This window comes from Providencia sp. PROV202 (genome assembly GCF_028479565.1).
Classification (GTDB): Bacteria; Pseudomonadota; Gammaproteobacteria; order Enterobacterales; family Enterobacteriaceae; genus Providencia; species Providencia zhijiangensis.
Genome location: NZ_JAMPNV010000008.1, coordinates 33098 through 58358 on the forward strand (window position 1 = coordinate 33098; position 25261 = coordinate 58358).

20 protein-coding genes are annotated in these 25261 nt (G+C 44.4%); 12 read left to right on the forward strand and 8 right to left on the reverse strand.

Annotated features, from left to right (window positions below; all coding sequences use genetic code 11):
- Nucleotides 1-32: 32 nt before the first annotated feature.
- The 7 genes from PR799_RS04990 (at nt 33) to PR799_RS05020 (ending at nt 7928) form a co-directional block, all read left to right on the forward strand.
- Entirely contained in the window at nt 33-362 is a 330-nt protein-coding gene (locus PR799_RS04990; protein WP_006659291.1) for a YbaB/EbfC family nucleoid-associated protein, read from the forward strand.
- The gene (recR, locus tag PR799_RS04995; protein ID WP_036952553.1) at nt 362-961 is read left to right on the forward strand and encodes a recombination mediator RecR; all 600 of its coding nucleotides are present in this window, start codon (nt 362-364) and stop codon (nt 959-961) included. Before PR799_RS04990 ends, recR begins: the two co-directional genes overlap by 1 nt.
- A gap of 317 nt (nt 962-1278) precedes the next feature.
- Complete coding sequence (gene htpG / locus PR799_RS05000; RefSeq protein ID WP_272521395.1) at nt 1279-3153, forward strand: molecular chaperone HtpG; 1875 nt, start codon at nt 1279-1281, stop codon at nt 3151-3153.
- 192 nt (nt 3154-3345) lie between these two features.
- Nucleotides 3346-3990, forward strand: coding sequence for an adenylate kinase (adk, locus tag PR799_RS05005; RefSeq protein ID WP_036952549.1), 645 nt, complete (start codon nt 3346-3348; stop codon nt 3988-3990).
- Nucleotides 3991-4292: 302 nt separating this feature from the next.
- Nucleotides 4293-5267 (forward strand): ferrochelatase, encoded by a 975-nt coding sequence (gene hemH, locus PR799_RS05010; protein ID WP_272521396.1) that lies wholly within the window; start codon nt 4293-4295, stop codon nt 5265-5267.
- Between the two features lie 111 nt (nt 5268-5378).
- Nucleotides 5379-6506, forward strand: a complete 1128-nt coding sequence (gene wzz(fepE), locus PR799_RS05015; protein ID WP_272521397.1) for an LPS O-antigen length regulator Wzz(fepE) — start codon at nt 5379-5381, stop codon at nt 6504-6506.
- Between the two features lie 108 nt (nt 6507-6614).
- Nucleotides 6615-7928, forward strand: a complete 1314-nt coding sequence (locus tag PR799_RS05020; protein WP_154627550.1) for an inosine/guanosine kinase — start codon at nt 6615-6617, stop codon at nt 7926-7928.
- A gap of 86 nt (nt 7929-8014) precedes the next feature.
- On the opposite strand, the gene eutH is transcribed toward PR799_RS05020, so the two are convergent.
- Together eutH and PR799_RS05030 are read right to left on the reverse strand one after the other, a co-directional pair.
- The gene (gene eutH, locus PR799_RS05025; protein WP_036952538.1) at nt 8015-9265 is read right to left on the reverse strand and encodes an ethanolamine utilization protein EutH; all 1251 of its coding nucleotides are present in this window, start codon (nt 9263-9265) and stop codon (nt 8015-8017) included.
- Between the two features lie 35 nt (nt 9266-9300).
- A complete protein-coding gene (locus PR799_RS05030) occupies nt 9301-10740 on the reverse strand; it encodes an FGGY family carbohydrate kinase (protein WP_154627548.1) in 1440 nt (479 codons plus the stop codon).
- A gap of 242 nt (nt 10741-10982) precedes the next feature.
- On the opposite strand from PR799_RS05030, the gene PR799_RS05035 reads away from it, so the two are divergent.
- The 4 genes from PR799_RS05035 to PR799_RS05050 all read left to right on the forward strand — a co-directional run bounded on the left by PR799_RS05035 (nt 10983) and on the right by PR799_RS05050 (nt 14889).
- Nucleotides 10983-12383, forward strand: a complete 1401-nt coding sequence (locus tag PR799_RS05035) for an NAD(P)/FAD-dependent oxidoreductase (protein ID WP_154627547.1) — start codon at nt 10983-10985, stop codon at nt 12381-12383.
- The gene (locus tag PR799_RS05040; RefSeq protein WP_154627546.1) at nt 12380-13609 is read left to right on the forward strand and encodes an NAD(P)/FAD-dependent oxidoreductase; all 1230 of its coding nucleotides are present in this window, start codon (nt 12380-12382) and stop codon (nt 13607-13609) included. Before PR799_RS05035 ends, PR799_RS05040 begins: the two co-directional genes overlap by 4 nt.
- A gap of 35 nt (nt 13610-13644) precedes the next feature.
- Nucleotides 13645-14421 carry a DeoR/GlpR family DNA-binding transcription regulator gene (locus PR799_RS05045; protein ID WP_154602441.1) on the forward strand — a complete coding sequence of 259 codons (777 nt, stop codon included), beginning with the start codon at nt 13645-13647 and terminating at the stop codon, nt 14419-14421.
- Between the two features lie 114 nt (nt 14422-14535).
- Nucleotides 14536-14889: a DUF1937 family protein gene (locus PR799_RS05050; RefSeq protein ID WP_154627545.1), complete on the forward strand. Its 354-nt coding sequence runs from the start codon at nt 14536-14538 to the stop codon at nt 14887-14889.
- A 74-nt stretch (nt 14890-14963) separates the two neighbouring features.
- Here PR799_RS05050 and ybaL read toward each other — a convergent pair whose 3' ends face one another.
- Both ybaL and PR799_RS05060 read right to left on the reverse strand, forming a co-directional pair.
- Nucleotides 14964-16712 carry a YbaL family putative K(+) efflux transporter gene (gene ybaL, locus PR799_RS05055; protein WP_272521398.1) on the reverse strand — a complete coding sequence of 583 codons (1749 nt, stop codon included), beginning with the start codon at nt 16710-16712 and terminating at the stop codon, nt 14964-14966.
- 296 nt (nt 16713-17008) lie between these two features.
- Nucleotides 17009-18223, reverse strand: a complete 1215-nt coding sequence (locus PR799_RS05060) for an MFS transporter (RefSeq protein ID WP_154627543.1) — start codon at nt 18221-18223, stop codon at nt 17009-17011.
- 268 nt (nt 18224-18491) lie between these two features.
- On the opposite strand from PR799_RS05060, the gene ushA reads away from it, so the two are divergent.
- Complete coding sequence (ushA, locus tag PR799_RS05065) at nt 18492-20162, forward strand: bifunctional UDP-sugar hydrolase/5'-nucleotidase UshA (RefSeq protein ID WP_154602445.1); 1671 nt, start codon at nt 18492-18494, stop codon at nt 20160-20162.
- Between the two features lie 46 nt (nt 20163-20208).
- Here ushA and ybaK read toward each other — a convergent pair whose 3' ends face one another.
- The 4 genes from ybaK to copA all read right to left on the reverse strand — a co-directional run bounded on the left by ybaK (nt 20209) and on the right by copA (nt 25175).
- Nucleotides 20209-20688 carry a Cys-tRNA(Pro)/Cys-tRNA(Cys) deacylase YbaK gene (ybaK, locus tag PR799_RS05070; protein ID WP_036952167.1) on the reverse strand — a complete coding sequence of 160 codons (480 nt, stop codon included), beginning with the start codon at nt 20686-20688 and terminating at the stop codon, nt 20209-20211.
- A gap of 35 nt (nt 20689-20723) precedes the next feature.
- Nucleotides 20724-21530: a TraB/GumN family protein gene (locus PR799_RS05075; protein WP_272521399.1), complete on the reverse strand. Its 807-nt coding sequence runs from the start codon at nt 21528-21530 to the stop codon at nt 20724-20726.
- 189 nt (nt 21531-21719) lie between these two features.
- The gene (locus PR799_RS05080; protein ID WP_036952163.1) at nt 21720-22292 is read right to left on the reverse strand and encodes an HdeD family acid-resistance protein; all 573 of its coding nucleotides are present in this window, start codon (nt 22290-22292) and stop codon (nt 21720-21722) included.
- Nucleotides 22293-22436: 144 nt separating this feature from the next.
- Nucleotides 22437-25175 carry a copper-exporting P-type ATPase CopA gene (gene copA / locus PR799_RS05085; protein ID WP_272521400.1) on the reverse strand — a complete coding sequence of 913 codons (2739 nt, stop codon included), beginning with the start codon at nt 25173-25175 and terminating at the stop codon, nt 22437-22439.
- Between the last annotated feature and the right edge of the window lie 86 nt (nt 25176-25261).

The following is a 25261-nucleotide window of genomic DNA, read 5'->3' on the forward strand; positions in this document are numbered from 1 at the left end:
CGAATCTGTAGCCTCAGTTGTGAGAGAAAACTATGTTTGGTAAAGGTGGATTGGGTAACCTGATGAAACAGGCCCAGCAAATGCAAGATAAAATGCAGAAAGTTCAGGAAGAAATCGCTCAACTCGAAGCTACTGGCGAATCTGGTGCTGGCTTAGTCAAAGTGACCATCAACGGTTCACATAACTGCCGTCGTGTTGAAATCGATCCTAGCCTGTTAGAAGACGACAAAGATATGCTGGAAGACTTGATTGCTGCGGCATTCAACGACGCAGCTCGTCGTATCGAAGAAACGCAAAAAGAAAAAATGGCTAGCGTATCTAGCGGTATGCAACTGCCACCAGGCTTTAAGATGCCATTCTAATGCAAACGAGTCCGCTTCTTGAATCATTGATGGAAGCGCTGCGCTGTCTCCCCGGTGTGGGACCCAAGTCAGCGCAGCGAATGGCTTTCCAACTTCTGCAACGTGACCGTAGTGGCGGAATGCGTTTGGCTCAGTCTCTGACTCGTGCAATGTCCGAAATCGGGCATTGCCGCGATTGCCGCACATTTACTGAGCAAGACACCTGCAATATCTGCGATAACCCGCGCCGTCAGCAAAATGGGCTGATTTGCGTGGTGGAAAGCCCCGCAGATATTTACGCTATCGAGCAAACTGGTCAATTCTCAGGTCGCTATTTCGTACTCATGGGGCATCTGTCACCATTAGATGGCATTGGACCGATGGATATCGGGCTAGATAGGCTCGAAGAGCGACTGGCATCGGAAAACATCACTGAAGTGATTTTGGCGACCAACCCGACAGTAGAGGGGGAGGCGACGGCAAACTATATTGGGCAGATGTGCGCGCAGTATGGGGTGGCGGCGAGCCGGATTGCGCATGGGGTGCCTGTCGGCGGGGAGTTAGAGATGGTTGATAGCACGACGCTTTCTCATTCGTTGTCAGGCCGCTCGAAGTTGTAGCATCCTCGTCATATTTCAAATTGTAGGGGTGTTGGCTGCACAACCTCACCCTAGTCACATACTTCAGTATGCTCCTAGGGATAAGCTTGCTTGCCGCCTACCTACAACTTTGAACTATTTAGAGGAAGGTAGGTAGCTACCTTATAAAAGCAAAACCCTCAAACCAAAACTCTCGTAGCCTTCCATAATTTCCTTTCGTTCATATTAATTTGGCTGCTAATTTGTGGTTAGTGGTTGAATTCTATTTTTTTGTCCCCAAATTAGTTTCCATCGATAAGTCAAAACTAACTATTAGATTGATGATATAGAGGCGATTAATGAGTATGAAAGGACAAGAAACTCGTGGGTTTCAATCAGAAGTCAAACAACTGCTACAGTTGATGATCCACTCTCTTTACTCAAACAAAGAAATTTTTCTGCGTGAGCTCATTTCCAACGCATCCGATGCGGCGGATAAACTGCGTTTTCGTGCATTATCTAAGCCTGAACTGTATGAGAATGATGGCGAACTGCGTGTGCGTATTAGCGCAGACAAAGACAAAGGTACTCTAACTATCAGTGACAATGGCATCGGTATGAGCCGTGAAGAAGTCATTGAAAACTTAGGTACTATCGCTAAATCAGGCACCAAATCATTCTTAGAATCATTAGGCAGTGACCAAGTCAAAGATAGCCAAATGATCGGCCAATTCGGTGTGGGCTTCTACTCCGCATTTATCGTTGCCGATAAAGTCACCGTACGCAGCCGCGCAGCGGGTGCTGATGCGAGCGAAGGGGTATTCTGGGAATCTGCTGGCGAAGGTGAATACACTATCGCAGATATCGAAAAAGCCGATCGCGGAACCGAAATTACCCTGCATTTACGTGATGATGAAAAAGAGTTTCTAGATAACTGGCGTTTACGTTCTGTTATCAGCAAGTATTCTGACCATATTGCTCTGCCTGTTGAAATCGAAGAGAAAAACGAAGAAGACGGCACCGTTACTTGGGAAAAAATCAACCAAGCGAAAGCACTGTGGACGCGCAGCAAATCTGAAATTTCAGACGAAGAATATATTGAGTTCTACAAGCATATCTCCCACGACTACGCAGATCCGTTAACGTGGGCACATAACCGTGTGGAAGGGAAACAGGAATATACCAGTCTGCTGTATATTCCATCTCAAGCCCCATTTGATTTGTGGAACCGCGACCAGCGCCACGGTTTAAAACTGTATGTTCAACGCGTCTTTATTATGGATGATGCTGAGCAGTTTATGCCTAATTACCTGCGCTTCGTTCGTGGGGTATTGGATTCCAACGATTTACCGTTGAACGTTTCCCGTGAAATTCTGCAAGATAGCGCATTGACGCGTAACTTACGCAGCGCACTGACAAAACGTGTTCTGCAAACACTGGAAAAACTGGCGAAAAATGACGCAGAGAAATACCAAACTTTCTGGCAGCAATTCGGTCTGGTTATGAAAGAAGGTCCTGCGGAAGATATGGGCAACGGTGAGGCGATTGCAAAACTGCTGCGCTTTGCAACCACCCATAACGACAGTAGCGTACAAAATGTTTCGCTGGAAGATTACGTAAGCCGCATGGTGGAAGGTCAGGATAAGATTTACTTTATTACTGCCGATAGCTACGCTGCCGCGAAAAGCAGCCCGCATTTAGAGCTGTTCCGTAAGAAAGGCATTGAGGTTCTGCTGTTATCTGATCGCATTGACGAATGGATGATGAACTACCTCTCTGAGTTTGATGGCAAACAGTTCCAATCTGTGAGCAAAGCTGATGAATCGTTAGACAAGTTAGCGGATGAAAACAAGGCTGAGCAAGAAGAAGCCGAGAAGCAGTTAGAGCCATTTGTTGAGCGCGTAAAAACCTTCTTGGGTGACCGTGTGAAAGAGGTGAAACTGACTCATCGTTTAACCGATACACCAGCCATTGTGACCACCGATGCGGACGAAATGAGTACCCAAATGGCGAAATTATTCGCGGCTGCGGGTCAAGCGGCGCCAGAAGTGAAATATAACTTCGAGCTGAACCCGAGCCATGCATTGGTGAAAAAAGCGTCTGAAGTGGAAGATGAAAGCGTGTTTGCAGATTGGGTGGATGTACTACTCGACCAAGCCTTGCTGGCAGAACGCGGTACGCTGGAAGATCCAAACTTATTCATTAAAAAAATCAACGAATTACTTTTAAAGTAGTCCATTAAGGTGTTTTCGTTTTCGAACATAAACCACGTAAAAAAGCGATTTTTTGCGTGGTTTTTTTCTTTTGCGAAAAAAGATAAATGGGAAAACGTTTACGTGTCTTCTTGAGTCAGATGCCATGCTAATGGTATGGTAGAGCGTTTTCTTTTCAAATTATAAAAAACTAAATAGCAAGGGGTTTACGCAATGCGTATCATTCTGCTTGGCGCTCCAGGCGCTGGTAAGGGCACTCAAGCTCAATTTATTATGGAGAAGTTTGGGATCCCTCAGATTTCAACTGGCGACATGTTACGTGCCGCTGTAAAATCAGGGAGCGAATTAGGTTTACAAGCTAAAGAGCTGATGGATAACGGCAAATTAGTGACTGATGAACTGGTTATCGCATTAGTGAAAGAGCGCATCAAACAAGATGACTGTCGCAATGGCTTCTTGTTGGATGGGTTCCCGCGTACCATTCCTCAAGCGGATGCAATGAAAGAAGCAGGCATCAACGTTGATTACGTTTTAGAATTCGATGTTCCTGACGAAATCATTGTTGAGCGTATCATTGGTCGCCGTGTTCACGCACCATCAGGTCGCGTATACCACGTCACTTTCAACCCACCTAAAGTTGAAAACAAAGATGACGTAACTGGCGATGAATTAACTATCCGTAAAGACGACCAAGAAGACACGGTTCGTAAACGTTTGGTTGAATATCATGCACTGACAGCGCCATTAATCGCTTACTATCAAAATGAAGCGAAAGCGAGCAGCACTCAGTACTTCAAGTTAGACGGTACTCGCAAAGTGACTGAAGTGAGCGCAGAGTTAGCAAAAATTTTAGGCTAATTTTTCTGAGCGTAATCTAAATAGATTCAAATAAACAAGGCAGCGCAAAAACGCTGCCTGAGGTTGTTGACAAAGCAGGATAAAAGCGTGGTTTTTCCTGCTTTGTGTTATCAGCCGAAAATCACTAAATTGATTTTCCTTGTTAATTTTACAACCCAAAAAAGCCATTTCCAAACCTAGTGGGTTTGGAAATGGACTGAGGCAGCGTTAATCGCTGCCTTTCTTTTTGTGCCACAAGTTGGCAAAATTAGTTATTAAAACCTGTTATTGTTGGGAATAATTATCAATTAGGAGCTGTTCTAATGTTAGAAAAAAAATATGGAATTCTATTGGTAAATTTGGGAACGCCCGATGCCCCAACAACAGCAGCCGTTAAACGCTATTTAGCTGAATTCTTAACTGACCCGCGTGTTATCGATGTTTCACCATTGATTTGGAAACCTATTTTACATGGTGCTATTTTGCCAATCCGCGCTTCCAAAGTGGCAAAACTTTATGGCTCAATTTGGATGGATGAAGGTTCGCCATTATTGGTTTATTCACAGCGCCAGAAAGAAAAATTATCTGCATTTTTTCCTAATACGCCGATTGAGCTGGGAATGACTTATGGCTCGCCGTCAATAAAGAGTGCTATCGACAACTTGATTGCACAAGATGTGACGGAATTAGTGGTTTTACCGCTGTATCCGCAATATTCATGCACCACTACCGCCGCCGTTTATGAAGCTATCACACGTGCTTTTAAACCTATGCGGACTATCCCGTCAGTGCAGTTTATTCGTAGCTATGCGACGCACCCAGCGTATATTCAAGCCTTAGCGGAATCTATTGAAGCCAGTTTTACGGAACATGGTGAGCCGGATAGGTTGATCCTCTCTTTCCACGGTATCCCGCAGCGTTACTGCGATTCAGGGGATATTTATGATAAAGAGTGTGAGCAAACCACAGAATTATTAAAGCAGGCCCTGAAATTTCCAAGTGACCGAGTGTTAATGACTTACCAATCTCGATTTGGTCGTGAACCGTGGTTAAGCCCATACACGGATCAGACGATGAAAAAGTTACCGTCAGAGGGGGTTAAGTCAGTTCAAGTGGTTTGCCCTGGTTTTTCGGTGGACTGTTTAGAAACCTTAGAAGAAATTAGCGAACAAAATAAAGAATTTTTCTTACATAATGGTGGTGAGCAATATCGTTATATTCCTGCACTGAATGACAGCGATATCAGCATCAATATGATTCAGTTAATTCTGAAAAATCACTTAGAAAGAGTGATTTGATAGGTAATTTCATAAAGAAGGTTAATGGTTATATCCAAAACTTAAATTTTGACTATAATTATGACCTCAATATTCAATGGTTCAATTTAGAGTGCGTTGTTTGGAATTAACATGACTGAAAAAACCAATTTATCTCCAGAATTAAAAAAACAGCTAGAGCAAGATCCGCAATATAAATTGCAGCACAATGATGAGATCGATCTCATGGCGCTGGTAGCGGTTCTGTTCAAGAATAAATTATTGATTATTATAGCAACAGTCATTGTTACCGCATTGAGTATTGGGGTTGTCAAAATGTTACCTCAGAAGTGGACGAGTGAAGCGGTTATTATTCCGCCAACGTCTGAAGAGGTAAAAGAAGTTAATGAATTTTCAGCGCGCTTAAATGCATTAGGCATGGAAATTGACTTGGGTTCTCAGCGTATTTATAACGAATTTATCGTTCAATACCGTTCTAAAGTTAACCAAGAAGCCTACGTTAAAAGCACCGATTATTTTAAAACACAGCTCGAGAAACTCGATAATAAAAACGATCCGCTTGAGGTTCAACGTTTAGTGAATCGCATCATCGCGGATTCGATTAAATTGAAATATAACGGTAAAGAAAAAGACAGCGACGATAGCGACGTCGTTCTGTCATTTACCGCACCAACAGCGGTTGAAGCCCAAGATTTAATGGATGGGTATATTCGTTATACGGCGAGCCAAGTCCGTAAAAAAATGAAAACGGATGTGGATAATGCGATTGCACGCCAACTGATTTATAGTGTTGAAGCATTAAAACAAGATACTAACAAAATCCAGATTGCTTATGATGTCAAAATTGAGCGTTTAAAACGTGCTATTACTATTGCGAAAGCCGCTGGAATTGCACGTCCAATCGCAAGGGACTCTGTTGCCATCAATGATGACCCTGATTACCCAATTGCATTAGGTTCTGAAGCGTTGGAAGAGAAACTGGGCATCGAATTAAAAAACCGTGATTTAGCGTTAATCAGTGAGAAACTGCAAAATGCGCAAGTGTACATTGATAATTTAAACTCATTGACGACCACTGAGTTAGAGTTTGAACCCGTCAGATTTATCATGACTCCAGATTTACCGATTGCGAAAGATTCACCTAAATCGATGCTGATTGTCGCATTAGGCGCTATTCTTGGCTTTATTATGAGCTGTGCGTTTGTGCTAGGTCGTGACCTATACCGTAACTATAATCAGCAAAATACTCGCCGTAAGTAATCACTCTAAAGCGTTATAAATACCTAACCGGCACCTTTTTATCGAAGGGTGCCGGTTTTGTTTTATCGTGTTAGAATACGGAAATGTTCCTTTTTTAATGTTCCCAATATGAAATTCCCCGGTCAACGTAAATCTAAACATTACTTTCCCGTCTCTCTCAGAGATCCTCTTTTACAACCGATGAAAGAGATGCTCTCTGATGATGAAAACTGCAAATCGTATATTGTGGGTATCGACCAAACACTCGTCGATATTGAAGCCAAAATTGATGATGAATTTATTGAACGTTATCAATTAAGTAAAGGTCACTCTTTAGTCATCGAAGATGATGCGGCTGAAGCGCTCTACAAAGAGCTCACCGATAAGAAGCTAATCACCCATGAGTTTGCAGGCGGTACAATAGGGAATACGCTCCACAATTACTCTGTCTTAGCCGATGACCGCTCCGTCTTATTGGGCACGATGTGCAACAATATTCAGATTGGTAGTTATGCTTATCGCTACCTTTGCCATACTTCAAGCCGTATGGATCTAAACTACTTACAAGGGGTAGATGGCCCTATCGGGCGCTGTTTTACGCTTGTCACTGATAACGGTGAACGTACGTTTGCTATTAGCCCAGGGCATATGAACCGCTTACACCCCGATAGCATTCCTGAAGAGATTATTGCAGGCGCATCAGCGCTGGTATTAACGGCTTATTTAGTGCGTTGTAAGCCGGGGGAAACCATGCCGGATGCGACGATGCAAGCTATCCATTATGCGAAAAAACATAATGTTCCCGTGGTACTGACATTGGGAACCAAGTTTGTTATCGCTCAAGATCCACAATTCTGGCGTGATTTCCTTAAAGAAAATGTCTCAGTGGTCGCCATGAACGAAGATGAGGCCTTGGAATTAACTGGCTTTAGCGATCCTCTATTGGCATCCAATATGGCATTGGATTGGGTTGACCTTGTTTTATGTACAGCGGGGCCTTCAGGGCTGTATATGGCTGGCTTTACGGAAGAAGAATATAAACGTAAAACGCAGCATCCATTACTGCCGGGAGCTATTGCTGAATTTAACCTGTATGAATTTAGCCGTGCGATGCGTATGCAAGATTGCAAACAACCTCGTCGAATTTTCTCTCATATTGAACCTTATATGGGCGGTCCAGAAAAAATCATGAACACCAATGGCGCGGGTGATGGGGCGTTATCTGCGTTACTGCATGATATTACGGCTAACTCTTATCACCGTTCAAATGTGCCGAATTCCAGTAAGCACGAACGCCAATATCTCACATACTCCTCACTGGCGCAGGTGTGTAAGTATGCGAACCGTGTGAGTTATCAAGTGCTTTCTCAGCATTCACCGCGCTTAACTCGCGGGCTACCAGAAAAAGAAGATAGCTTAGAAGAGTCCTATTGGGATCGCTAACTTGACGTTGGTAGTTAGAAATAAATAACACAGAAATAAAAAACACCTCGAATGAGGTGTTTTTGTTTTTATCATGATGAGAACTATTAAGCTTCTTTGGCGATCCCCGCAGGGTGCTCAGCTTTAACCGCCTCAACGGCTTTTTCATCTTCTTGTTCATAGCGCATAGCTTGTGGAACAGAGATTTTAATCGCAATAAATACCGCTAAGAAACCACCCACTAATTTACCTAACAGGATTGGTAGCACCAATGTTGGTTGGAAGTTTGCGGTAAAGGCTAAGTGGTCGCCAATTGTCGCTTGAGCACAGACTCCAAAGGCCACGCACAATACTTTATCCCTTGCACGCATTTCTTTGAATAAGTGGTAAGTTGCAATGATATTTGCCATCACCATGATGAAACCCAGTGAACCCGTATCGCTCAGCTTTAATCGACGGCTGAGTGCGCTGACTAACGGTTTGCAGTAGCGTTGGAACAGGTAGCAGATAGGGAATGTACCTGCGAGCATGATCCCGATATAACCTGCAATCTCGATCGCACGGAATAACTCATTTTGATCGGCAAATAACGGATCGAATCCCCAAGCCCCAAAGACTTTACTAAATACGCCTGTAAAATGTTCCACAATGGAGAAGGCTAATACTAATTTTACGAATGCATCCATGATCTTACCGAAGATCAAAAAGCCTGTAACCATTAGCATTGGACGATATTTTAAGCCCGCTGCCAGCAAGAAACAGAAAACGAATAGCGGCATTAAATATTGCAGCATCGTCAAGAAATCAAGGGTGAGTTGATGCGTGGCGGGGGAGTTCGTCGAAATAATATCGCGAACCGGGATATTATTGAGTGTGATCAACAGCAATGAAGCCAGTACCCCGAATGGGATTGAGATCAATCCTGCCATTGCCCCTAAGGCTAAATATTTGTGATCTTTACGGTTCAACATCGTTAAACCAACAGGGATCAGATAAACAATGGTTGCACCAGAGGTATAACCGATCAACATCGCGGTGATCCACATATCACGATTCGTGGTTAAGGCATCGGCTAACTGATATCCGCCCATATCCACAGCGATAATAGACAGCGCTGCAATGGAGACATCTGAGCCTACTGAGCTAAATACTGGCCCTAAGATGTAAGATATTAATTGTGAAAGTAGTGGAACGGCTGCCATGATCCCAGCTTGAGCGAGAAACACGGGACCAATAGAAAAAATACCGTTTACAAACTCTTTTCCGAGGTCGCTGGCAGGCCTGACAATCGATGCAACGGCACCAATCACGGCACCGCACATGATTAAGTAGATAATATAGTTTCCGAATTCGGCCATAGTAGGGTTTCCTTTCTTTTTTATTGTTGGAAGAATTAATTTCTGAGCTGGCGAGAACGGGCAATAATGTCGCGATACTGTTCCATTACGCCTTGCATGTTGGTTCCATCAGGGCGTGTGACGCTAGTATTGCGTCGTATCGCCATTTCATGGCTTATTCCCAAACCTTTACGAGCAAGCAAGGCAGCCCCGAGTGCTGTGACTTCACGATTTGCTGGTGCTTCAATATTTTTTTGTAATAAATTAGCTAAAAACTGCTTAAAGTACTGATTTGACGATAACCCTCCATCGACTGAAATGGACTGACCTAATGGAGAGATTTTCTCCATTGCGAAAATAACTTCGGCGGAGCGGGCGGCTATTCCTTCTAAGACTGACTGCATCATATCTTTCTTATCGGTATCTAATGAGAGTCCTGCCCATAGGCCAGCAGCGCTGCGATCCCAATAAGGGCAACCTAAACCTGAGAGCGCAGGCACAAATGCTAAGCCACGTTTAATCGCGGATTCATCGCGAAAATCTGAAAGCTCATCAAAATCCTCAAATAGACCGATTTTACGTGCCCAGTTGATTGCTGAGGCGGCGTTATACACGCCACCATCTAAACCAAAAACAGGGGCTTCTCCTGGAAATTTCCAGCAAAGTGTGGGTAATAATCCGCTTTGATGAGTTTGTGGGATATCGCTTCCCGTCAAGGCTTGCAAAAATGCGCCAGTACCAAAGGTAATTTTGGCATCCCCTTTTTGGCGACAACCATGACCAAAGGTTCCTGCAAATTGGTCGACAATAATCGCGGTGACTGGCGTGAGATGCCCGTCGAGATTGACGGCGCCAAAGTCACCAATATTGTCGCGCAGTGGTGGCAAGCAGTGGATTGGTACACCAAAAATCTCACACAGCTGTGGATCCCACTCTAGCGTATGAATGTTGAGTAAAGAGGTACGTGATGCGGAGTTATAATCCGTCACGAAAACATCGCATAAACGATCAAGGAAAAATGCATCCATAGTGCCTATGCGTAGGCGGTTTTTATCCGCAAGGGATTTGGCCCCCACCACATTCTCCAAAATCCACCCCATTTTACTGGCCGAGAAATAAGGATCTAAGGGCAGTCCCGACTTTGCTTGGACAAGCGGCTCAAGTCCCGCATCTTTAAGTTGTTGGATGGTTTTTTCAGTACGCAGATCTTGCCAAACAATTGCGTTATAAAGGGGGCGCTTAGTCTGAGCATCCCACGCAACAATACTTTCGCCTTGGTGACAAATACCAATAGCATCAACGACTTCACAACTATTCAGACACTTGATGATGTTTGTTAGGATCTCTTCAGGATCGTGCTCAACCCAACCACTGTTTAAGGTGATTTGCTTGTGTGGAATACTCATCGGGGAATGGTAATGGCCGCCTTCTTCAAAGACGACGACCCGGGTTCCCGTTGTTCCCTGATCGATAGCGGCATAACGTTGATTGAGCATCGCTGAATTTCCCAGTGTTATAAATGTTGTAAATAGGTTTGTTTTTTTGCTTACTATCGTTTAATCGGAAATAAAATCCACAAAAAACTCACAATAACTTCTGTGAATGTGAGAACTGTCACAATAAGATAACAATGTGAGAAGTATTTGGGGTGTTATTGTGATTTTTGTTGTTTTGTTTATTGAGATTGTGGGAATTGTGTGGTTTTATGTGTCCAAGTTTTATATTAAGGATTTCAGCCATGAATGCTAATAATAAAAAAATGTGGGATGTCATTGTCATCGGTGGGGGTGTCATTGGCTGTGCAGTGACCCGAAAATTCACATTGATGGGCGCTAAAACACTGCTGTTAGAGCGTGGTGGCGATATTTTATCAGGAGCAAGCAAAGCAAATAGCGCGTTGTTACATACCGGTTTTGATGCCACACCAGGGACATTAGAATTGGAATGCATGCAAGATGGGTATCAGGAATTCATTGATATTAGAGAAAAAATGAATTTGCCGTTACTCAAAACTGGCGCGTTAGTCGTGGCTTGGAACGAAGAGCAGCTCAATAAGTTGCCGGGCATTGTAGAGCAAGCACACACTAACAACGTCATGGATGTGGGCATGATAGATAAAGAAGAGCTTTATCGTCGAGAACCCCATTTGGCGGAAGGCGCTCTGGCAGCGGTTGAGGTTCCAGGTGAATCGGTAATTGATCCATGGAGCACGCCACTGGCGTATTTAACTCAAGCCGTGAAGCACGGAGCTGAATATCAATTCCATTGTGAAGTGACTGCGGGTGAGCTAAATGGGGGAATTTGGACATTATCCACATCAAAAGGTGAGTTTTCTGCCCGATTAGTGATTAACTGTGCTGGGATTAATGGGGATATCGTGGAATCGATTTGCCACCCATCTCCATTTGAGATTAAACCGCGTAAAGGTCAGTTTTTGGTATACGACAAAGCGGCGGCGGCCGATATCAATGCGATCATTTTGCCTGTACCCACAGCGATTACTAAAGGTGTTCTGCTATCGAAAACCATTTTCGGCAATTTACTGTTAGGTCCCACAGCGGAAGAACAGCAAGACCGCTGGAAAGCGGAAGTGAAGCAAGAGGTTTTGCAAGATTTAATCGACCAGGGCTCACGCATGTTGCCATCACTGCATAATTACAGTGTGACGGCCACCTATGCGGGATTACGTCCTGCCACGGAAGAAAAATATTACCGAATTAATGATTACCCCGAAAGGCAGTGGATTTGTGCTGGGGGAATTCGCTCAACGGGCTTAACGGCTGCGTTGGGGGTCGCCAATCACTTAGGGAAACTTTACCAAGAGAATTTTGATGCATTATTTGAGCTATCACCGCCAACTGAATTAATTTGGCCTAAGATGCCGATGCTCTCTGAATATGATGAGCGTGATTACCAATGCAAAAATAATGGTGGCATTGTGTGCCACTGTGAATTAGTGACTCAACGAGAAATTGAAGCCGCGTTTGATTCTGACATTCCACCAGAATGTTTAGGCGCACTTCGTCGTCGAACTCGCGTCATGATGGGGCGTTGCAACGGTTTTTATTGTAGTAGTCAGGTCGCTGAAATTATTAACGACCGCTTTGATAATACCTTAGCGGTGGAGGCAGTGAAATGAGCTTAAATTACGATGTGATCATTATTGGCTCAGGGCCGGCAGGTATCGCGGCAGCACAAACATTGCGTCGCCGTGGTATTCACAATATTGCGATTTTAGAGCGTGAAGCCCACGCGGGTGGTGTCCCACGTCATTGCCAACATCCCACTTTCGGTTTGTTAGTATTCAAACGCCCAATGAAAGGCAACCAGTTTGCGGAAAAAATTGTTAAAGACTTGGGCGATACACCAATACTAACGCGTTGCACTGTGACGCAATTACAACCTAATGGCACTTTAACAGTCACAACACCAGATGGGGTGGTTGAAATGCGCGGTAAGCGTATTTTGATTGCCACAGGCGTTCGAGAAACGCCACGTCATCCTCGATTGGTGTCAGGCTTACGTCCTCAAGGTATTTTAACTGCGGGTGCACTGCAGCAATTTGTCTATTTAAAAGGGCAAAAACCGTGTTTGAACCCAGTGATCGTTGGCAGTGAGTTAGTCAGTTTCTCCGCATTATGGACATTAAAAAATGCGGGCGTAAAAGCCAAAGCCATGATTGAAAGCGGCGAACGAATTCTGGCATTCAAACCTGCCTCATTGTTTGCTAAAGCCATGGGAACTCCAGTGTATGTGAATAGCAAAATTACGGAAATTGGTGGATTAGAGCGCGTGGAATATGTGATGGTGGAAACCGCAGGACAAATACGCAAAATTGAGTGCGACTCTGTGATTTTCACAGGGGGCTTTGTGGGTGAAAATACGCTAATTCGTAAAAGCCACCTGAATTTTGAGGCCAATACAGGCAAACCCGTCACTGACCAGCGTAGCCGCTGTTCGGATGGCAGCTATTACGCGGCGGGTAACATGCTGCATCCTGCGGATATGGGGGATCAGTGCTATCAAGAAGGGGTGATCACCGGCGGGTATATTGCGGATGATTTATTAGCTAATCATCATCAAATGGATGTACAGCAAGGAAATAGATTGCCTGTTCGGTTTGCTGAGCCAATTCGTTTTACGGTACCTGCATGTATTAATATGTCCGAAAATACGGCGAAAAATGTGGATTTCAACATTCAAGTCAACACGGCAATAACGGGAACAATCCGTGTGATGGCGGGTAATACCGTGCTGTATGAAAAACGTCGTCGCTGCTTACCGACACGTCGTATTTTGCTGAAAAATATCGATTTAACAAAAATCCAAGCGAGTGCTACTGAAATTACTGTCACTGTTGTATAGTGCTGGAAATGTTAAATGGTCAGAAGGATTAAACTATGTGTGAGGGACGCTCCTCAAAAGTACGACACCAAACCATCATTGAGATGTTATCGACTCAAGGTCAGGTGTATGTACAGGAGCTTGCAACGCATTTTAATGTGGCGCAAGAAACTATCCGCCGTGATCTGAGCAAGCTTGAAACTCAAAAATTATTGAAGAAAGTTCACGGTGGGGCTGTCAATATTCAGTCCAAATTTGAGCGTAATTTTACAGAACGAGCGCAAGCTGCTGTTGATGAAAAGAAAGCGATAGCAGCAAAAGCAGCGGAATTAATTAAGCCCGGAGACACACTGTTTATTGATTTTGGTACGACGACCTTTGAGTTTAGCCAACGCATTAAGTCGATTGATAATATTACGGTGATAACAAACTCACCGTTGTTAGCGAGCACATTGCAGGAAAACCCGACCATCGAAACGATTTTGATTGGTGGGCAATTTAATGCGGCACAAAATGCCTGCTTAGGCGCAATCGCATTAAAGAATATTACGGAATTTTTCGCGGATTATGCGGTTATCGGCGCTGGTGCTTTTCATCCTCAGCATGGTGTAATGGATCAACACGTTGATGAGGCAGCCATTGCGCAAAAAATGCAGGAAAATAGCGATAAGCTGATGGTGTTAGCTGATGGAACAAAAGCCCATAAGCATGCGATTAATTTTGTGGCAGGATGGGAGAATATCGATTATCTCATTACTACCACTAAAGACTTTAAATTAGCTGAAAATAAAAAGCGCCCGAAAACCAAAATTATTATTGCAGATATTCTGTAAGCCATAAAAATCAAAGTATTACTCATTTAATTTATACCCTATGGAAAATAATTCATTTATTTTTCATAGGATTACTTTGCTTAAAATTCGTTAAATACGACACTAGGAATTAAAATGAAACTCTATTTTATTGCGTGCCCATACTCTGATTCTGATAGTAATGTTGTGGAAATGCGTTTCCAAGCTTGTACCCAATATGCCGCGGAATTAGCGCTTAAAGGAATTGCAACTTATAGCCAAATTACTATGACTCATCCAATCAACCAGTACTTAGCCTCTCAAGGGCAAAAAGTGGCATGGTCAGAGATTGATATGGCGTTTTTAAAGCGCTGTGATGGTTTGATTGTTCTGACGCTGGCGGGATGGGAAAAAAGCAGTGGTGTTGCCGCAGAAATTCAATTCTTCAAAGATAAAGGTTTACCCGTGTGGACTGACAGTGAATTTGCGGAACAAATGCTGAATTCATAATAAAAAAAGCCGTAACGTTAATCAGTTACGGCTTTTTTGTTTTCAATTAAAAATAAACTTAATTGATAATGAACTTAGTGGCTCGGTTTTAGATATTCATCCAAATTTTTACCCTCTGAGTTGTGATTATCTTTATCCTTATCATCCGGGATAGAGCAACCAAATTCGGCCACATCATTGCACATTAACGTGGTGATAGATTTTGCAATCTCATGTTCACCAATAATAATGTGGTCTGCACCGCGCTCTCTAATAAAGCTGACTTCATCATCATAGTGGGCGCGTACGACCACGGTGATATTCGGGTTCAGCTCTTTGGCGGTAGCCACAATTTCACCTGCTTCATAACCGTTTGGAATGGTCAGTAACAGGGATTTTGCACATTCAATACGGGCCAGACTTAGGATATCTTTACTTGCACCATTACCTAAGATGGCACAGAAACCATTTTCAGCCAGCTCTTCAAAGCGTGCACGGGTATCTTCAATCACAACCAATGGGATTTCACGACGACGCAGTTTATCAGCCAGCATGCCGCCAACACGACCGTAACCAACTATCACTGCATGACCACAAATATCCACAGGGATCTGAGTCTCTTCTTCCAGTGTTTCTTCCAGAAGCTGTTCTTCGATGGTCTCGGTTTTTTCCAGATATTTATCCAATAGGCTGAATAACACTGGGTTTAACATGATAGAGACAATCGCACCGGCTAATACCAAGTTTTGCGCGTCTTTATCCATGACTCCGAGTGCTAGACCCATACCGGCCAAAATAAAGGCAAACTCACCAATTTGTGCCAAACTGACAGAAATGGTTAATGCGGTACGGCGTGAGTGCCCAAACATTCGTACGAGCACCAGCGCGGCGGCGGATTTACCAATGATAATGATACCGAGAACAGCGAGGATCCCTAACGGTTGCTCAATGAGAACCACAGGGTCGAATAACATCCCGACAGACACGAAGAACAGTACCGCAAATGCATCACGTAACGGTAAAGTATCCTGAGCCGCACGATGGCTCAGCTCTGATTCATTTAGCACCATGCCTGCGAAGAATGCACCTAGTGCGAAGGAAGCGTCAAAAATCGCGACAGCAGCATAGGCGATACCTAATGCAAGCGCTAAAACCGCAAGCGTAAACAGTTCACGGGAACCTGTTGATGCCGTGCGAGATAAAATCCATGGGATAACTTTTCGCCCGATGACAATCATAATGACAATAAAGGCAATGACTTTACCTATTGTCCATCCAAGGCTCATGGCTAATTCGCCAAAACTGGCTTCATTGCTATCCATGATCCCTGCGGCAGCAGGTAACAGTACCAAGGCGAGAACCATGGCTAAGTCTTCAACGATCAGCCAGCCAATAGCGATTTGCCCGCGTTGGCTTTCAATCAGTTGTCGCTCTTCAAGTGCGCGTAGTAATACAACGGTACTGGCGGTTGAGAGACACAGACCGAAGACAATTCCCGTAAATACGCCCCAACCGAATAACATCGATAAGCCAAGGCCTAATAAAGTCGCGACGGCTATTTGAGCGATGGCGCCGGGGATGGCAATCGATTTTACGGCTAATAAATCTTTTAATGAGAAATGTAGACCAACACCAAACATCAAAAGAATAACCCCAATTTCAGCGAGTTCAGGGGCTAGGGTGGTGTCTGCAACAAAACCGGGGGTAAAAGGACCCGCTAACACACCCGCGGCAAGATAACCGACAAGTGGCGAAATTTTTAAGCGCTGCGCGAGCATGCCTAATATATATGCAAGGGCGAGACCACCAACAATGGTTGTAATTAAGGGCGTTGAATGCTCCATTAAGTCTCCTCTGGTTTGTTTATGAATAGAAAGGTGGGTACATGCCTTTGGCTTTCAAAATGTTGATGACGTTAATCACCATTTTGAAATACAAATTGCGTGTTCATCTATTTTAGCGGTTTTGAAAACAAATTTCTTTAAAAAATTGGCTGGTTTCTAAAAAAAAATCGAGCTGATAGGGCTAAATCGTTACAAGCTTTTTATTTTAGTCGTTTTTATGGAAGTCTTTTGTAAAATAAAGGAAGTGTTATCCATACTTATAAAAACATAAGTATGGATAAAATAAGGTAATAAGGCTATTTATTGTTTATATTTGGTAATAACACAGTAAAAATACCCAATAATGGTAGAAAGGCACAATATTGATAAACTTGCTCAATACTGGTTTGGTCTGCAATATGACCCAAGACAGCAGCACCAACGCCTCCCATACCAAAGGCTAAACCAAAGAATAGCCCTGAAACCATCCCCGTTTTACCTGGGATCAATTCTTGTGCGTACACTAGAATAGCCGAGAATGCTGAAGCTAAAATCATCCCGATGATCACTGTCAGGACGCCGGTCCAGAAGAGTGACGCGTGAGGTAAAATCAACGTAAATGGGGCAACGCCAAGGATAGAAAACCAGATAACATACTTGCGTCCAATTTTATCGCCAATAGGGCCACCAATCATGGTACCCGCCGCAACGGCGAATAAAAATACAAACAGGTGAATTTGGGCGTTTTGTACCGAAACACCAAACTTATCGATTAAATAGAAAGTGTAGTAGCTGCTAATACTCGCTAAATAGAAATATTTTGAGAAAATTAAAACTAATAAAACGCTGAGAGAGCCAATCACCACTTTGCGAGGCAGTACTTTAATTTCTCCGTGAATAACGGGTTTTTTCTTTGCTGCGCGATGCTGCTGTTTATACCAACTGCTAACTTGCAAAAGAATAATAATGGCGAGTAGTGCTGCGAACGAGAACCAGCCGATGTTGCCTTTGCCATAAGGTTCAATAATCAGTGCCGCGAGTAGAGGGCCTAATGATGCGCCGAGGTTACCACCCACTTGGAAAAAGGATTGAGCTAAACCATGGCGTCCACCGGATGCCATCCGCGCGACTCTTGACGATTCGGGGTGGAAGACAGAAGAGCCTGTACCCACTAATGCAGCGGCTATCAATATGGTTGGGAAGGTTTCTGCCATCGCTAATAACAGTAAGCCCGACAAGGTAAAGCTCATGCCTATCGGTAAAGAGTAGGGTTGTGGGTGTTTATCTGTGTAATAGCCAATAATCGGCTGTAAAAGTGATGCCGTGACTTGGTAAGTGAGGGTGATCATACCAATTTGAGCGAAGCTTAGGGAAAAATCAGATTGTAATAGGGGATAAATCGCTAATATTAGCGACTGGATCATGTCATTTAGTAAGTGGGAGACACTGATTGCCGTCAAAATACTGAAAACGGTTTTTCCCGTTTTATTGGCGGGTTTGGCGCCGCCATTCGCTGCTGTTTGCTCGCTCATCATCGTCACTTTAGTTTGTTGCGTAATTGTAATCAATATAACTAATATAGAAATTATTTAAATGGCAATATGAGTGGCATAGGTAAATTGATGGAAAATATTAGTCGATCCAGATCTCATTTCTTTGTAACAGCGTTCTGTTTGTGCATAGCCACTCAGATCTTGCCGTTATTTTTATGCTATAAGACTGAGTCTATTAACACATGGCTTATTACCTCATAACAAACTACGTAATCGGTAGAGATTTCTATACCAGCAGGGAGAATGTATGAAACTGACATTTAAGGCATCCGCATGCGCATTAACTGTCTCGTTAGCGCTGCTACCCGCAGCAATGGCAAATGCGTGGGAAAAAGATAAAACCTACAACATCACTATTTTGCATACTAACGATCACCATGGCCATTTTTGGCACAATGAAAAAGGTGAGTATGGCTTAGCGGCACAAAAAACCGTGGTTGATGAAATTCGTGACGAAGTTGCGAAGCAAGGCGGCAGCGTTTTATTACTCTCGGGTGGGGATATTAATACGGGTGTACCAGAGTCTGACTTACAAGATGCTGAGCCTGATTTTAAAGGGATGAATTTAGTGGGCTACGATGCGATGGCGCTTGGTAACCACGAATTTGATAACCCGCTAGAAGTTCTGAAGCAGCAAGAAAAATGGGCAACATTCCCATTCTTATCTGCCAACATTTATCAAACCAGCACAGGTAAACGTCTGTTTAAGCCTTATCAGGTTTTTGATAAGCAAGGCGTGAAAATTGCAGTTCTGGGTTTAACCACAGATGACACGGCAAAAATCGGTAATCCGGCAAACTTCCCTGATGTTGAATTCCGTGTTCCTGCCGCTGAAGCTAAAAAAGTGGTGGAAGAGTTACGCGCAACTGAGAAACCGGACATTATTATCGCAGCAACCCATATGGGGCATTACGATGACGGCAAACATGGCTCTAACGCACCGGGTGATGTTGAAATGGCGCGCAGCTTACCTGCTGGCTATTTAGATATGATAGTGGGTGGTCACTCACAAGACCCTGTTTGTATGTCTCAAGAGAATAAAAACTACAAACAAGAAGACTATGTGCCGGGAACGCCGTGTGCGCCAGACAACCAAAATGGTACTTGGATTGTCCAAGCTCATGAGTGGGGTAAATATGTGGGTCGTGCCGACTTTGAGTTCAAAAACGGTAAATTCACTTTAAAACACTATCAGCTGATCCCAATTAACCTGAAGAAAAAAGTGAAGAAAGACGACGGTTCATCGGATTACGTCTACTACACACAGGAAATTGCACATAACCCTGAAATGACAAAATTGCTAACCCCTTATCAAGATAAAGGTGACCAGCAATTAGGCGTGAAAGTCGGTTCAGTGGAAGGCAAGCTGATGGGCGACCGTAATAAAGTGCGCTTTGAGCAAACCAATATGGGGCACTTACTGCTGGCGGCTCAAAAAGAGCGTGCAGGGGCGGATTTTGCCATCATGAGTGGCGGTGGCGTGCGTGATTCCATCGAAAGCGGCGATATCACCTATAAAGATGTCCTGAAAGTTCAGCCATTTGCTAACGAATTAGTGTATGTGGACTTTAAAGGCGAAGAAGTTCTGCCGTACCTGCAAGCGGTCGCTAACATGAAACCTGATTCTGGTGCTTACGGTCAGTTCTATAATGTGAGCCTGACTCTGAATGCGGATGGCACAATCAGCGACGTGAAGATTGATGGCAAACCAGTCGATAAGAACAAAACTTACCGTATGGCGACATTAAACTTTAACGCGATTGGCGGCGATGGTTATCCAGCTATCGATACTCATCCAAACTACGTGAACACTGGCTTTGTGGATGCGGAAGTGCTCAAAGGCTATATTGAGAAACATTCCCCATTAAAAGCTGCTGATTACGAGCCAAAAGGCGAGATTGTTTATAAAAATAAATAGTCGGTAATGAGTGTGAAAAAAGCCCCTTGATTGGGGCTTTTTGTTTTTACGATTCTTTCTTAATATCCGCAAAGCTGGCATTTAGTACACTCGCCAGATCGCTTGGGGCGAGTTCTAAATCCAAACCACGCTTGCCGCCGGAAATAAACATAGTTGTAAATTCTTGGGCTTGGCTATCAATTACGGTCGGAAGGCGTTTTTTCTGACCTAATGGGCTGATCCCACCCAGCAAATACCCCGTAGTTTTTTGGGCAATTTGCGGGTCGGCCATTTCGACTTTTTTGACTTTAAATACCTTGGCGACAGATTTGAGATCGAGCTGCCCAGAGACTGGAGTGACAGCCACGGCTAAGGTTTTTTGATCGCCATTAAGCGCGACTAATAAGGTTTTGAAGACTTGCTTGGCATCTAAGCCTAATTTTTGGACGGCTTCATCACCAAAATTACTCTCATTAGGATCGTGATCATAGGGGTGTAGCGTGAATTTAATTTTTTGTTTTTCCAGTAATTTAACTGCCGGAGTCATAATTATTCCTTTTCTTTTTTCATGACTGGGTTTTATCAATTATCGTTTCGTAAATAATCAATTAAGCTCTGTTCACCAAATAAATGCAGCGCCCCCACGGCGACAACATAATTGCCCGTAGGCAAGGTTTTCAGCTTGCTCGCCCATTCCTGATTACGCTGGGTCATCAGCACATTATAAACCCCTTCGCTAAAGGTATTGGGTAATGTAACGCAATTTTCCGGTTGAAAATCCAGCCACCAGCTGATCATGGTTTGCAAGGAGCGGGCATTGGCACGCCAATGGATTAAGGTATCTTGCAATAATGGCAAACCATCATTGGGTAAATCGAGAAGTAATTGCACTTGGGAGTCTACACCTTCTAGCTCGATGATGGGCTTATTTTGGGCTAACGAGTTATGGATCAGTTGGTAGTCAATCCCGTAGTGACCTCGTAAACCCAATAACTGCGCTTGGGTGGCTTGCATGGTCAGGGCGACTTGCCAAGAGGGAAGGTGGTCAAATTGAGTTGGGGGTTGGCGTATCTCTTGGCAGTACTGCAAAAACAGGGAAAATTCGGCGTCCGTTAATCGCTGTGAAATTGGTGCTATCAAGGCTGTAGACGTTGGAAAAGGGGAGTTTGCTTGAGTGATATCCGCCTCAACAATCAGCCCATCTGCGTGGTTGATTTTATCGAGCAAGGTTGCGGATAAGGGAAACATATTTTCAGTTCCCATATGAATACTGCCAACAATGTGCAGCTTTATATTATTAGGTAAGCGAACATCAACAGCAGGGTAAGGATAATTCGGTGCCACTCCCCGATGTAGCCAACTCTTTAAGTTTTCGAGTAGTTTTCCCATTTGATATTTATCCTGATTTAACGACTGAGACAAACAGAGTAAACAATCTTGTGGGAATTTGCGAATTACACCGCACGATATTGTCTATTACTAAAATAATGTCTATTACTAAGCAGACGAATTGCAGATAAAAAAATAGCGCCTCATCATTAGGCGCTATTTATTATATTACGTGAGCCATTATGCAAATTAGTCTTTGCGCTTTAAAAGGCTTAATAGAGAGAATAAACCAAACGCACTGAAAATTAATTCGATACCGATTAATGCGGTTAACAGCGCAATTGAGGTAATCGGACCATTGCCAATTAATAAGTAAGCAATAAAGAAGTCCAGAACCCCGATAATAATCTGCATCCAACCACCCGCAGATTTAATTTGCTGGATACCGGCATATAGGCGCATTACCCCGCCAATAATAAACAGCGCTGCAATCACCATTGCCATGGCGATTAAGCCCTGTAAAGGCTCTTTGATAAAAGCATAACCGACGATGCAGTAAATAATCCCGATGACAAATCCAAAGAGACGAGACCAACCTGTATAGATAGTGGTGCTCAGGATGCTCACAATGGCACCGACGCCACTTAAGATTAATAACACGCCCACAATAGCACTGACGGCAATACCAGAGGCAACCGGATTAGCTAAACAGGCGATACCACCTAGCAGTAATAACACGGCGAGAACCGCCAAAATATTACGTTGCTTTTTCACATCACCATTGGCTAAGTTGGTGAGTTTTTCGCGATTAATATTTAACATGGAACCCTCAAACAGTGAAAATAATTAAAATCACTTAATTATAGAACAGGAATGATGAAGTCACTGAGGTATTCGGGCGATTTATTGCGTTGAGTCAAAATGTTGGAAAAGCCACCTTTAAAGAATAAAGGTGGCTTGATGCGGCTATTTTTCAGGTTTGAAACGTAATAAACGGTTGGCGTTGCTGACGACGGTAATGGAAGAGAGCGCCATGGCGGCTCCTGCCACAACAGGGTTCAATAACGTACCAGTAATTGGGTATAAAATACCGGCAGCAATCGGAATACCTAGCGAGTTATACACGAAGGCCCCAAACAAGTTCTGTTTCATATTACGCAGAGTTCCTTTGGAGATAGACACTGCATCGGCAACACCATGTAGGCTCTGGCGCATCAAGGTAATTGACGCAGTTTCAATCGCAATATCACTGCCGCCACCCATGGCAATCCCGACATCAGCACGAGCGAGAGCGGGAGCATCGTTGATACCATCACCCACCATTGCCACTTTATGGCCTTTGGCTTGCAAAGCTTCAATCGCCGCAGATTTTCCGTCTGGCATCACACCCGCAATCACTTCGTCAATGCCTGCCTCTTTGGCGATTGCTTTGGCTGTGACTGGATTATCTCCGGTTAACATTACTAAGCGGAAGCCTTGTTTGTGCAGACGGGCGAGGGCGCTAACACTGTCCTCACGCAATGGGTCGCGAATAGACAGCAGTGCTGCAATCTGACCATCAACCGCCAATAGCACCGGCGTAACCCCAAGAGATGCTTGTTGATGGAGCGTTTCATCGATTTCACGGGTATCAATCTGGTTTTCAGCCAGCAGTTTTTGATTGCCGAGTAAAACTGTTTTACCCTCAACAACTGCGGTGACACCTAATCCAGCCAAAGTCCTAAATTGCTGATTGGCAACAATATCCAGACCTTTTGCTCGGCTAACAATTGCTCGAGCTAGTGGGTGGTTAGAACCACTTTCGAGGGACGCCGCAAATTGCAGAGCTTGTGACTCGCTAAAGCCGTTAAATAGGTGGATGTCGGTAACTTGCGGCATGCCTTCCGTTAAGGTGCCCGTTTTGTCAAAGACGATAGTATCTAGTTCGCTCGCTTGCTGTAAGGCATCGGCATCACGCACCAATACCCCAAACTCCGCAGCGCGACCGACACCGGATATAATTGACATTGGCGTTGCAAGACCTAAAGCACACGGGCAGGCAATAATGAGTACCGTGGTCGTGATAACCAGCGCGTAGGTAATTTGCGGCGCCGGGCCCACGAAATACCAAATTGCCCCTGAAATCACTGCAATCGCTACCACAACAGGGACAAACACTGCCGAAATACGGTCCGCTAATTGCCCGATTTGCGGTTTACTGCTTTGCGCTTGGCGGACTAAGTGAATAATACGCGCTAACGTGGTTTGGCTACCCACAGCGGCAGCGCGGAATAACACGGTACCATCTTGCACAACAGTTCCTGCGTGCACGGCATCGCCACGGCTTTTTTGCTGCGGGATAGGCTCACCCGTTAGCATCGCTTCATCCAGCCACACTTCGCCTTCAATGATTTCGCCATCGACAGGGACACGATCCCCAGTGGTTAAGCGTAAAACCATGCCTTGTTTCACTTGAGCGAGGGGCATATCGACTTCCCCTTGTTCGGTGACAACGCGGGCCGTTGGTGGTGTTAAATCTAACAGCCGCTCTAAGGCTTTGGAGGAACGCTGGCGTGCGCGCTGCTCAAGGGCATGACCTAAGTTAATCAGACCAATGATCATGGCGCTAGCTTCGTAATAAAGATGACGAGCTTGCTCAGGGAACAGTTCAGGCCAAATATTGACGACGATGGAGTAGAGCCAAGCCGCTCCAGTACCTAAGGCAACCAAGGTATCCATGGTGGCGCTGCCATTTTTTAAGCTTTGCCATGCACTGCGATAAAAATGCCCACCTGCAAAAATCATCACCAGCAGCGTTAAGACCCCGATAGTGAGCCAAATGTTGTGGTTATCAGCGCTTAACATCATGTTGTCGCCGATCATTCCCCAAATCATCACGGGCACACCTAAAGCAAGAGCTAGCGCAGATTGCCAACGGAAGCGACGCATATTGGCTTGCGCCACTTCTTGCTGGCGTTCACGGCGCTTCGCTTCATCTTGGATGATTTCCGCGCCATAACCTGCTTTTACGACCGCTTCAACGAGGTCATCGGGCTTCGCAGTTCCGGTGACTAACGCACTGCGTTCCGCTAAGTTCACTCGCGCGTTTTCCACGCCAGGTACACTATTAAGTGCTTTTTGCACTTTACTGACGCAGCTGGCGCAGGTCATGCCATCGAGTAATAATTGAATACTGTCATCGGTCACGGCAATATCAGGTTGTTCGCCGAGGTCAGACTCTTGTGCCGGAATATCACAAACTGCCGCTGAATCCGTTTCCGGCTGTTCAATTGATGTCTTCAGCGGCTCAGTTTTTGGGGAGCTAGCACCTTCTTGGGCAAGTTCTGCGTGGAATCCAGCGCCTTCAACCGCCGCGATTAAATCCGCTGCGGAGGCAGTGCCATAAACTTTCGCCAGTTGAGTGTCTACTACTGCGGCAGCAACGGCTTCAATGGCTTCTAATGCTTGCTGGGTTTTCCCTGCGCATTTCATGCAGTTTAAGCCAGAGAGTTGCAATTCTACATTTGGCACAGTAGCTTCAGTGGCTTCATAACCTGCATCCACAATGGTTTGAATGAGGGATTCGGCGCTAGCGCTGCTTTCAATCACGGCGTAATCAATCGTAACGTTGACTGATTCAACATCAGGGCGTGCTTGCAGTGCTTTTGTCACGGAGCCGACGCAATGCATGCAGCTCAAACCTTGTAAGGATAGAATTATTTTCATTTTTGATTCTCCGGGCCATCCCATAATGAGGGGGGCTATAATTTGTACACAAAATCAGTCTATAATCCGCTATGTAGTTAAGGTTA